General features: G+C 65.1%; 4 protein-coding genes and 2 pseudogenes. All 6 read right to left on the reverse strand.

Going from position 1 to position 12088, the window contains the following annotated elements; genetic code table 11:
- Positions 1-4 precede the first annotated feature (4 nt).
- The 6 genes and pseudogenes from AC56QX_RS35190 to AC56QX_RS35215 all read right to left on the reverse strand — a co-directional run bounded on the left by AC56QX_RS35190 (position 5) and on the right by AC56QX_RS35215 (position 12087).
- Positions 5-3400 carry a UvrD-helicase domain-containing protein gene (locus AC56QX_RS35190; protein ID WP_497118353.1) on the reverse strand — a complete coding sequence of 1132 codons (3396 nt, stop codon included), beginning with the start codon at positions 3398-3400 and terminating at the stop codon, positions 5-7.
- A pseudogene (locus AC56QX_RS35195) lies at positions 3400-6056 on the reverse strand (PD-(D/E)XK nuclease family protein). Before AC56QX_RS35195 ends, AC56QX_RS35190 begins: the two are co-directional and overlap by 1 nt.
- Positions 6057-6275: 219 nt before the next feature.
- Entirely contained in the window at positions 6276-6716 is a 441-nt protein-coding gene (locus AC56QX_RS35200; protein ID WP_497118354.1) for a ubiquitination-like system serine protease family protein, read from the reverse strand.
- Positions 6713-7885 (reverse strand): ThiF family adenylyltransferase, encoded by a 1173-nt coding sequence (locus tag AC56QX_RS35205; protein ID WP_497118356.1) that lies wholly within the window; start codon positions 7883-7885, stop codon positions 6713-6715. The genes AC56QX_RS35200 and AC56QX_RS35205 overlap by 4 nt, the downstream gene beginning before the upstream one ends.
- On the reverse strand, positions 7860-8606 hold the full coding sequence (locus AC56QX_RS35210) for a multiubiquitin domain-containing protein (RefSeq protein WP_497118358.1): 747 nt from the start codon (positions 8604-8606) through the stop codon (positions 7860-7862). The genes AC56QX_RS35205 and AC56QX_RS35210 overlap by 26 nt, the downstream gene beginning before the upstream one ends.
- Positions 8607-8686: 80 nt before the next feature.
- Positions 8687-12087 (reverse strand): annotated as a pseudogene (locus AC56QX_RS35215) (UvrD-helicase domain-containing protein).
- Between the last annotated feature and the right edge of the window lies 1 nt (position 12088).

Consider the following 12088-nt stretch of genomic DNA (forward strand, 5'->3'; position numbering starts at 1 on the left):
TCCGTCAAGCCGCCATTGCCGGCAGCGAGGGCGAAACAGTAATCACCGTTGCGCTCGTCATCAGGATGATCAGGCCCTGCTCGGCGCCCGTCATGTCGAGATAAGCGCGCACCTGCGCGCGATAGTGGTCAAGCGTCTGCGGGTCGGGATTCACGTCGCTCTTCCAGTCCACGACAACGACCGGCCAGCCTTTTGCACTGACCGTCAGCGCATCAGCGATGCCGGCCGTCGCTATAAGTTCAGTGTCCTCGGAGTGAAGCGCATAGACGGGGAACTCGGCGAGCAGCGCGGGCCGGAGGGCCGCTATCTCCGGCAAAGTCAGGGTCCTCGTGACGCAACCTGCCAGTTCGTGTGGGGCTAGCCCGGCAGTCGGATCGGCGACGGGAAGCTTGCCGAGCGCACGGATGAGTTCCTCGGCGCGGGTCGCGAGCGCCGCAGGCACGTCATCGGTCTCGCCGGTCAAAACCTCTTCCATGAGCTTATGCAGGATGAGCCCGCGCTCGCGGCCACCCTGCACGGGAGTAGGCGCTTCGAGCTCAACCGGCGGACCATCATCCGAGCTAGTCCAGATGTCAGCCTCCTCCTCTTGCAACATCGTGCCAGTTGAACTTTCGTCGCGGCTCGGGGCGAGCCAGGTCAATCGCATCTGTTGATCGGCGATCACGCTGGCCTCGCCGGCGAAGTCCTCTCGCGTCTGTGTGTTGCTGGCCCCACCAACCGCCACGATCGGATCAAGCGGCAAATGGGACGCGTCGAGGGCGGGTAGCGCGGCGAGCGAAAGATCGACAAGACCGATCCAGGCCGACTTGGAAGGCGTCACGTCGAGCCGCGGCAGAACCAGCAATTCCCGGGCGCGCGTCGCCGCGACATACCAGAGCCGGACGCGTTCGCGATCCAGCTCATCCTTTTCGGCCTGCCGTGCGATATCGTAGCCCAACGGCGCGACGCCGAGGACCGGGCACAAGAAGGTGTCGGTCTGGCGATCGATCACCGCGCTGTCGGGCGCCATCACGCCGGTCATGGTGTTGATTGGGATGACGACCGGCCATTCGAGGCCTTTGGCGGCGTGCATAGTGAAGAGGGCGACAGCTTCTTCCTGCGCGTCGGGCCGGCCCTCGACTGCACGGGCCTCATCCGTCCAGGCCGCCGTCATTGCCTCGGAGAAGGTCCGCAGGCCGCGCACCGCATAACCGGTCGAGAGGCTGAGATAGAGATCGACGTTGGCGAGCGCGCGCTCGGCCTGACCGCGATGCCGCTCGAGCAGAATGGGGCGCACCCGCAGTACATCCACGGCCTGCGAGAGCAAGTCATGCGGCGTCGTGCTATTGCCGCGGCGATAGAGCGCCTGCAGTTTTTCAATCACATCGTGGGCCAACGGATGGCCGATTGCCGCCGGGTCGACGCCAAGGTGGAGGCGCGGTATCCGGTCGGGTTCTTCCTCTGAGCGCGGAAGCGCCCAGACGATGTCCAGCAGTTCCTCTTCGCTGAGCCCGACGAGCGGGCCGCGCAGCAGCGCACCGAGTGCCAAGGTGTCGCGGCGATCGGCCAGCACTCGGGTCAACGCAATGAGATCCTGAACTTCCTGCCGGCGGAAAAGGCCCTTGCCAGCCTGGGTCGCCACCGGAATGCCGCGCCGTTCGAGGGCTTCCTCATAGCGCCACAGATCCGCGCCGGTCGGAGCAAGGAGGGCGATGTCTCCCGGCTGGCAGGGGCGCTCCGCGCCGGCTTTGCGATCCAGGACCGGATGGCTGCCAATCAACCGGGCGCACAGGTCAGCCACCGCATCGGCTTCGGCGTTGCGTTGCTGCTCGGCGCTGGCCTTGCCGTTCTCGTCGGCCACGGCAATGTCGAGCGCGGCGACGCAAAGGCCATCACCGCGATCCTCGTGGAAAGGATCAAGCGCTGTGAAGCCTGGCTGTCCATCGACCGACAGGATGGCCTCGAAGCGCTCGTTGACGAAGGCAAGGATCGAGGCGCAGGAGCGGAAATTGGTGGAGATCGACAGAAGGCTGTCGGGGTCCTGCGTGCGAAAGGCATCGCGAGCCTGCACATAGGCGCCGACGTCGGCGCCGCGAAAGCGATAGATTGCCTGCTTGGGATCGCCCACCAGGAAGAGCGCGCCCGGCCGGATCCGGAACCGTGTCCAGTCGTCAACGTCGTGGACCGGATCGCCGCACAGCCGCCAGAAGATCTCGGTTTGCAGGGGATCGGTGTCCTGGAACTCATCCACGAGGACACGCGCGAAGCGCTGTCCCAGCGCGCGCCGGACATCGTTATGGTCGCGCAGCAGGTCGCGCGCGGCGAAGATCAGGTCATCAAAGTCGAGCTGGGCGCTCGCCCGTTTGTAGTCGCGATAGCGCTGCAGGATCGGACGAGCGTCGTCGATCAGCGCCTCCAGAACCTGGCCGGCCGCGGCTTGAAGAAGCAAACCCCAAGCCTCGCAGCAAGCGTTGTAGGAGACCTCCGCTGCATCGTTCAGCCGATCTCCATCGGCCTTGGAGAGGCCGGCCTGCTTCGCCGCGGCAGCCCATTTGCCCTTCTTGCGATAGGAGGCGAAAGCGCCTGCCTTGGTGCAAAGATCCGGGTGCGGACGCAAGGTCAGAAGCTTGACCAGGCCGGAGGGCGGCGCGGGATCGGGACCGGCAGCCAACGCGGTCGCCATCTCGGCCAGCCGCTGGATGATCGCGAGCGTTTCCGGCTCGGTCGCCGCTGCCCTGCGCATGAAGGCCGCGAAATCCGCCGTCGCCTGCCGAAAGGCTGTCAGATGACCGTCAAGCGGCGAGACCGGTGGCGCTGCGAGGGTGCGGCAGCGGCGCAGATTCTCAGCGATCTTGTGGACGAGCGCCACGGTTTCACCGGGGCTGTGCAGCACCATTTCGGCTAGGATGCCGTCCTGATCGCCGGACAGACGCTCGCGCAGCCAGCCATCGACGATCTCAAGGAAGGTGAGATCGGCCTGGTTGCGGTCGATGACGCCGGCGCCAGGATCGATGTCGGCTTCGGCCGGATAGGGCTTTATCAGACGCTGGCAGAAGCCGTGAATGGTCGAGCAGGTGATTTCGTCGATCACGGCGGTCGCGGCGGCGAGATTGTCGCGCTGCGCCTGCGACAAGCCACCGGGCAGCGCCACGCGCAGCTCGGTCGAGATGTTGCCGACCGCAAGATCGGCAACAATTTCGCGCACCCGCGAAAACAGCTCACTGGCTGCTAGCTCTGTAAAGGTGACGGCGGCGATGGCGTGCGGGGGAACGCCCTCCGCGAGCATGACGGCGATGCGTCCGGCCATGACGGCAGTTTTGCCGGAGCCTGCGCCAGCTTCGACCAAGATCGAGCGATCATGGAGACTGATCGCGTCGCGTCGCGCGTCGTCATCCTTAAGGGCCCTAGACACGCTGCTCATTATTCCGCCTCCCAGATTTGAGTGACCTGACCGAGCCGTTCGGTCGCGGCCGGCATCTTGCGTTTGCAATAGGTGGCGCTGGCATTCGCCGGCAGGGCAAAGGCGAGATCGTCGTAGTCGCCGCCGGTGTCGGGGCCTGGCAGCGCGGCACCGCCGGCGAAGCTGCTCCTCGCCGCGCGCAGATAGTCAGTGATCTCAGCGAGGACCGCGTCCGGATCTTCGAGCTGGAGGTTGATTGGCTCACGCGGGTAGAGCAGCGAGGCGCTGATCGTGACATCATCGCCCAGCAGCGCCTTCACCGCGAAGGCATAGAGGCAGCGCTGAAGCTCACGGCCGCCGTTCAGCCGGATGTCGCCTCGCGGAGGACGGCCGGTCTTGTAGTCGCGGACCATCGCGCGCTTGCCGTCGCCTGCGATGTCCAGCCTGTCAATATAGCCGGCGATGTTGAAACCCGTGTCGGGAATCGTGACCGGCACATTGGGGTCCCACGGCGTCTGCGCGTCCGACTTGGGCTCGGCCCCGCCGAACGGCACCTCGCTATAGGAGCGGGCACCCGGCAGAAGCACATCGCCATAGGCAAGAGCCCGCGCCGCCATCAGCCGGGCATCACCCAGGGTGCGCCCCCAGATGACGGCCGGCGGGACCGCACGTTCGCTTTCCCAATCGGCGGCGACAAGCGCCGCGGCCCGGTCAACCGTCGCCGTGATCGCCGCGGCGTCGGCGGACACCAATCCACCGGCGCTCTCCAGATCGCGTAAGGCGCGATCGAGAACCATGTGAACCAGATCGCCGACGCCGAGTGCGTCGAGCACGAGCGGTTCGATGGTGCTTTCTGGCACGCGCCAGCCGAAGGCATAGACCCAGGCAAAGCTCAGCGGGTTGCGCAGCAGACGCCGGAGTGAGCTGGCCGATTGGGTGCGGGCCAGGATTGCGAGAATGAGCGGATGATCGGGCCGGATGAGGCCGTCATGCGGCGTGATCTCGGTGTGCCGCCAGTCGCGCCAGCAGCCTTGCGCGCTGAGCGCCTGCCGGTCGGCGCTAAACTCCTGCGGCCTGGCCATGAGGCGGTCGGTTTCGCTAAACGCATGGATCGGAACGGCGTTGCGACGGAGATAGATTTCCTGACCGTGCGCAGAGAGGAGGGGCTGCGTCCCAGCAGCCGTCCGTCGCTGTCGCGACGGGCGCGCGAGAGGACGACTTCGCCGGTCGTCGTTGCCAGAATCGTCTCGAAGTCTCGGCGATCGGCCAGGCTCACCGGGAGCGGGTCGAGCTCGGCAGTGGGGATGATATGGTCCGGGATCAGCCGGTCCTCGGCAATTCCGCGCGGCCAGTGCGAAGAGTTGAGGCCGATCAGCCGCACAAAGCGCCGCGGCGAGGCTGCTAGCGCGCTAGCAGGCATCCAGCAGACGGACACGCACGCCTCCAGCCCGTCATCCTGCTTCAGGGTTTCGAGGGTGGTGTCGATCGAGGCCGCCGGCCCGGCAAGGAGGCCCTTGCGCCAGATGGCGAGCGCGCGGCCCTTAAGAAAGCCCTCACCGATCTCCGGTGCTGCGTCGGCCCCCTTGGTGAGAAGGTCGATTGCCGCGCGCAAGGCCAGGGCATGATCCGCGTCGTCCGGCCAGTCCTCGGGCTTCAATCGCGCCAGCAGGCGGTCCCAGGCGTTGGGCGTCGACATCGGCGCATCGGCCGGCAGGATCCGCAGCCAGCCTTCGGGAAGTGACGCAAAAGGCGTGGAATCCCGACACAGGGCGGCGAGACGACGGATCCGGGACTGCGACAGGCCGCGAACGACGATGTCGGCTAGCGCGGCGGCGGCCTGGCCATCGCGGGTGGTGACGGTCTTGACGCCTTGGACGAAGTGCAGGTCGATGTTGGCGTCCGCGCGCAGGCCGAGGAAGTGATCGTCGTAGTCGCCGGGCGAGGCCGTTGCGATCGCGATATCGGACGACGCCGCGCGCCCAGAGGCGAGAAGCGACCGCGCCCAGCGCATGGCCTCGATGGCTTCGTGATAGGCCGTAGCCGCGCTGACGGTGCTGACTTCCGGGGTCTGCGACGGCGCGCGCAGCACCGCGACATCCGTGCCCTCCAACCAGGCCGGCGCCGGCCTCGGCCCGGCCGTCCATCGCACGGGAATGTGCGCGGTGAGCGCTTTCAGGAGCGGCCGCCAGCAGGGCGAGAGTTCGGTGAGGCCAGCGATCTCCATCGGGCCGAGAACGGCGGGCGCATGGGTGATACGGCTGGTAGCGTCGGCGACGATGTCGATGGGCCGCATCATGGCGGCTGGTAACTGCGCCAGGACCGCCGACTCCAATCGAGCGATGGCGTTGAGTCGCGGATGCTCGACCGCGCGCGCTGCAAGGTCGATACCAGCGCGCCAGGCCTTGTGCAGGGTGTCCGCGGCTGCGTCTATCATCCCGGGCAGCGACTTGATGCTCTCCAGCTCGCCCATCGGCGTTGCCGGCAGGACCGTCTGGATCGCCACGCGAAGGCTTTCATCATCAATTGGGCGGACGAAACCTCCAGCGAGCCGCACTGCCGCCTGCTCGAACGACATGACCTGCAGGCCATGACGGCGGTCGCGCGCCGCCGCCAGGCGGCCTTCCCGCATGGCGAGGAGGCCGTGAACGACGAGGGTGGATCGGCCCGAGATGGCCATGGTGGTTCCCTCCTTTCGAGGTCAGTTCTCATTCGGGCGCCGGCTCAGAGCCGGGGCTGCCGCGCTGGCGAGCGCGTGACTGTTGCGTGGCGGTATTATTTTGGCGGGGCTACTTTGTGGGAAGTCTGTCAAACCCGTTCAGAGAGGCTCTCTATAGCAGGTAGACAGTAGAATACCGGACGAGATGCTTCTGATGGAATGTAATCCACAAGTTTATCGTTAGTATCGACCAGATATATGGCTCCAAAGGCGCCGCCAGAGGCCTGGTGTCGCCTTGGGCGGAGCAGGTTGAGCAGAAGGCTCGACCGTGGGCGATTGCCCGTAGAAACGAGCTTTGGCGGCACGATCACGACTGCGCTCGGACTCCACCTGCTCGTCGCTCCACGGGCCGGCTTCGACCACCTTGCCGCGGTCGATCACATAATGTGACCGGCACTTCAACGTCCAGTTGCCGATTGACGGATGAAGCGAGATGGTCTCACCGTCGAAGGTCATCTTCCAGTCCGTCGGCGTGAACGGCGTGACAACTTCCTCGCCGCAGCCGCAGCAGCAGCTGTGGGCCGATGTCGCATATTCCATCGACACGTACAGCACGCCTGACCCAAGGCGCTCGGGGATGTGGTCGACGAAACGATGCTCGAGTCGCTTGTGCCGTATCACGTGAGATCCCCATTGATCAGCATGTTGCCGTCGGTGGTGTAAGTGCAGTGATGCTCATGTTCGAGGTCTCGGTAGAAGCCGCGGATTTTCTTCCACTTCACCACTGCCAGCACAGCATTCAGGGCATTAAGATCCGCAACCTGAATGTTGGACGCATAAATGTCCTCCACGCCGCCACCGACGAATGAAATACGCTGAGGCATATGATCCCGCTTCTGAGGCGTGCTGGCGGTCACCCGTAGGATGCCGCCGAGTGATCCTTCGTCGAGCTCAAGGCCCATGCCGACATCGACGAACGCAGCGCCAATCGTCTCGAGCTTCTCCACGATTAACCGCTTCGCGTCACCGGCATCGAGGGACAGGAACGCGAAGGTGACGCCGTTGAGAAGCTCGAGGTTGGCCGGGCCAAGCGCCACATCATGCGCCACAATGTTGCGATGCATCCGGCTATAGATACCCTTCAGATATTCGACTTTCTTTGGCGCCTCTCGCAGTTCCTCCAGGCTCGGAGCGCCCGGTGCCCGAAACGCGTTGTGGGTCAAGAACTCGTCGCTGTCGAAGAGTCGGATCTCGCGAACCGGCGTCTTGGCGACGAAGTCCAGAATGTAGCCGCCAGTGCCGCCGACGCCAATGATGGCAACCCGCTCGCCGGCCAGCCGCTCAGCCAAGGCGCCGATCCCGACACGGTCGGAGGCGGTCTCGACATAATTGAAGACGCTGTCCTCCTCCGCTTCAGGCTCACGGATGGTGCGGGCCGTCGTGCCGGGGTTCAGCACCGCGGCCGGACCGGCGATGATATTGGCGTAGCTGGTCATCTTGTGGTGATAGTCCGTGTAGCCCTCGGCCGGCTTGCTTGAGAAGGCATGCGTCGCCTTCAGGCCATGGCCGAGATCGAAGGCGCCAGTCTGGTGCGCGATGCCCTGGATGGGCGACCCATCGGCGTGACACGGGAAGTCGCCATCCCAGTGGGCGACATGGGTGTCGGGCTTGCGCGTCCGGTCCCCGGCCAGCGTGAGGCTGGAGATCAGCGTGCCGATGCGCAATTGCCGGTGCGCATCGACATAGGGTACCTCGCGCATGACGAGATACCCACCGCGCTGCTGGACAAAGTAGCCCTCGTCCCGCAACCGCTTGAGGTCCGGATTAAGACTGAACAGTGCGTGTGACATTGAACACCGTCCCCTTCTTCTTGACGTCGACAGAGCCGCCAGCGCCGAGCTCACCGGCGTGCGGCGTCGACGCCGCGTGCCGGTAGGTCATCGAGAAGACGACGTTGGGTTCGTGCTGACCCGGGAAGGCGAGCTGGACGATCTGCTCGAACGTCACCGTGCGGGCGTTCACGGTGCGCGGCCGCGAATTGACGATGATCTCGAACGTCAGCCGCGCGGTGATGAACCGCTCGATGCCGGGCTCGGCCAGATCGATAAGCTCGCCAGGCTCGATCAAGCGGTCTTGGCCGCCTCGCACCTCAAGGAAAACGCCCTCGCCATCGCCGGGCTTGGCAAGGCCATAGAGCACCGCCCCGCTGATGACGGGCTTGCCCCAGCGCAGCTCGTCGTCGTTGAGCGTCAGCTTGAAGTCGCGATCAGTCAGGAAGGCGACGAAGCGCTCGGTACCGTGCTCGCGCAGGTCGAAGGGTTCATCCAGCCGCACATCCTCAAAATCGCCCGAGGTTAGGACCGCGAAGAGGCTGTAGCCGTCCTGAGGGTCCAGAGCGGCGGCTTCGAGCAGCTGGCGGCCGAGCGGCACAGGATCGCTCACCTGGCGGGACAGGAAGTTGAGATCACCCTGGGCGAGGAGGAAGCGATATCCACGCGCCGGACGCAGCGACCGCCCTTCGCGCAGGGCGTCGCCGACGTCGTCGAAGTCGAGAAGTTCTTCAGTGTTCATACGATTGGTCCTTAGGTTGGGCCGAGGCGGGGCCACGGCTCTAAGGGTCCAATCGGATCGAGATTCGCCGACCGGTAAGGTCAGGCGAACTTTTTTTGCAGGGGGCCGTCGGGTGTCGGTCCGCAGATGAAGAAGGCCGGGCAGTTGGGGCAGGTGCGCGATGAGACCTCGGCCGGGAACCGTCCAGCGCGGATGTCGCCGAGAAACTTTGAAAGCTTGTCCGTGCGTCCCTTCAACTCGCGGTCTGAGAGGGAAAGCTCGGATGCCTCGCCGTCGGAGAGATGGACGAGCTCCGCAACAGCGCCTGGATAGGCCTGTTTGACCGCCAGGATCAGCGCCGCGGCGCCGACATCCTTGCTCTCGGCCGATCGCATGTGACCCGTGCGGACGCGGCGCACGGCGCGGATACCGTCCGGCCGCATCAACACCTCGTCCGGCTCGACGACGATTTCTTCGCCGTCGAGGTTGATACTGACCGCCACCGGCGCCTCAGCGATCGCTCCTGCGCGGCCTGACAGAAAGAAACGCAGCATCGCCGATGCGAGATCGCGGAATTCAGCGCGATAGCCATGCTCGCCTAGTCCCTCGCGGGCAAGCGCAGTATCGGTGCGATCAGTGAGTTCCTGCTCGGTCACAGGCACGTCCGACGCGATCACCGCCTCGACTACCGAGCGAACCGCCTCGTGCAAGTGCATAAAGGCCGTAGTGGTTCGGCGCCCACCGACATGCAGGACATGGGTGTAGAAAAAGCGGCGCGGGCAGGATTCATACAGAGCGATTTGCGGAGCTCCGAAGCGCAACCGCCCGTCGATGACCAATTCGACTCCCCGCGCTTCCGCCGGCACCGGAAGCGGCCGCGCTGGGACAACCGAGCGCCGTGTCAAGGCGCTCCCGAGGCGGTCGAGGAATGGCGAAAGAGGTCGACTGTGACCGTTGCTCTTCTCTGTCGGCGCATAAAGGATCAGGCGATCGCGGGCGCGCGACTGTGCCACGTAGAAGAGGCACTCCTGCTCCTCTGCCTGCCCTGCGCGATATGCCTCGAGCGCGCTGCCTTCGGCGCCCGCAATCATGCCGTCGGGCGCTGGACATGGCGGCGGCGGCGGCGTGCGCGGGATCGTATCGCTGTTGAGCCCCGGCATATGCACACCGCCGAACTCGAGGCCCTTTGCGCCGTGGATGGTCATTAGGCGCACGGCGTCGAGATGTTGAGCGGCCGCCGGCAATTGGCGCAGGTCGCGATCGTCACCGAGACGCACAAGCCTGCGCACACGATCGAGCATGCGTGTGATCGGTAGTCCGCGGCCCGCCGGCTGGACGCGCATGAAGTTGAGAAACTGCCAGATTGCGATGCCGCGCGTACGATCGGCGAGGTCCTCGGACGCGCCAAAGCGCGCGGCGATGCGCGTGCGATCGAGCAATAGCGTCGCGAGCACGGTCCAGGGCGAGGCTGTCTGGTCGAAGCCGCTGAGCGCGATCGCAAGCTTGGAGAGTGCCTGACGGCCGGCGTCGCTTACGCTCGGGATTGCATCGACGTGCTGAAGCCAGCTGCCGGGGGGTGCTCGGCTGCCCGCAGGTGCTCAAAGATCGCCGCCACGTCAGAGAAGGAAGTTGTGAAGTCGGGCCAGCACGCAATACGCAGCAGGCCCATGGCGCGCCGATCGACGAGAACGGAGAGCAAGGCCAGGAGATCCTTAACCTCGGCCCGCTCGAATAGGCTGCCAAGAAACAAGACGGGGACACCAAGCCGTTCGAGGTCCTGCCCGATCGTCGACAGCTTCTCATTGCCGGTGCATAGGACCGCCTGGTCACGGTAGGCAAAGCCCTCACTGCGAAGCTGCTCGATCGCGTCTGCAAGAGCAACTTGCTGCTGCTCGGCCCGCTGCACGGTCCGCAGTTCGGGCTTTTGATCATTGCCGTCGCGATCCGCGTCGAGGCCGCTGTCCGCGTCGCCCGCGCGCATCATGTTCCCGAAGCCGGAGAAGCTGGCGACGATCTCCGGCACCGAACGATAGTTGCGCTTCAGCCGTCCGCGCTTGCCGCCAGGAAAGTCCTCTTTGCCAAATCGGGTCATGTTGAAGGACGACGCGCCCCGGAACCGATAGATCGACTGCTTGGCATCGCCGACCATCCAGAGATTGCGGCCATTTTTCCGTAGCGCGCTCAGCAAGCGCACACTGCTGCGGTTCACGTCCTGATACTCATCCACCAGGACATGGTCATATTGCGCCTGTAGCGTTGCGCAGATGGCCGCGTCGGTCTCAAGCAGCTGTACCGGCAGAGTGACGAGATCGCCGAAATCAACACAATGCGCGTTGCGCTTGAGCTGTTCATAGGCGGCGTAGACGCGTGCCACCTCGCGGGCGCGTTCAGCGACCTCGCGCGTATCGGAGTCCCCGGCTTTCGCAAGCATTGCGTCGGCCAGCGTGGCGTAGGTTTCGGCGTCGACCACCTCGTCTTTTGCCCGCGAGACGGCGGCCAACATGTCGGCGATGATCTGGGTCGGATCGTAGAGATTGCGGTAATGAATAAGCCTCAGGCGCGGGAACTCCTCCTCGAGGAGCTCGACCGCCTCGGTCCGATCCATAATCCGCGGGTCTTTCGGCAGGCCCAGTTCTGCATGGAAACGACGGATGATATCGAGACCGAAGGCGTGGAACGTGCCGATCCACATCGCGGCAGCGGCCCCGGGCCGCTTGCGGGCGATCCGCTCCGCCATCTCGCCCGCCGCCTTGTTCGAGAAGGTCAGAAGTAAGATGCGCCGCGGATCGACACTCTCCTCCAGAAGGCCTTCGACGCGAGCGATCAACGTCTGCGTCTTGCCAGTGCCAGGACCCGCCTCAAGCAGATAGGCTTCGCCGCGATGGGCCGCCGCCGAGGCTTGCAGCGAATTCAGCGGCCGCTCGACATACGTCGCGGCTGGCGCGGGAGGCACCGGCGGCAACAGCACGGCGTCGAACAGCTGCTGCGCGACGACCTCGAACGGTGCGCCGAATTTCGCGGCAATGGCGGACGCGGAGAGCCCTTCGTCGATATGAAGTGCGCGCGCCAGTGTGCGCGGGAGCAGCAGCTCGCGTGCAAACAGGTCCATCTGGACCTCACGGCGTTGCCTGCGGCCATAGTCGACAATCCGATCCATTCCAACCGGCGACGGCTCTGCGGCGCGGCTGGGATCAATCGTCGGTACCGGCTCGCCCTCAGGATCGTCGCCGAGCTCGACATGACCAATCTCGTGCGCGACCAGGAAGGCTTGCTCGAACGGCGAGCCGACACTCTCGTGAAGGATCAGATCGTCGGCGGCGACGAAGGTCGCACGGCCGCCATTGAGGACGGCTGCCCCAGCGGCCGTCGGTTCGACATCAATCCCCCGTCGCCTGGCCTCGGCGACAGCAAAGTCATAGGGCGACCAAGGATCGGCGCCGGAAGCAACGAGGCGAGCATGAAGCTCTGCGGCGACTTGCCTCGCGAGCTCCACGCTGTCCATA

The organism is Mesorhizobium sp. RCAM 06353 (assembly GCF_059683585.1).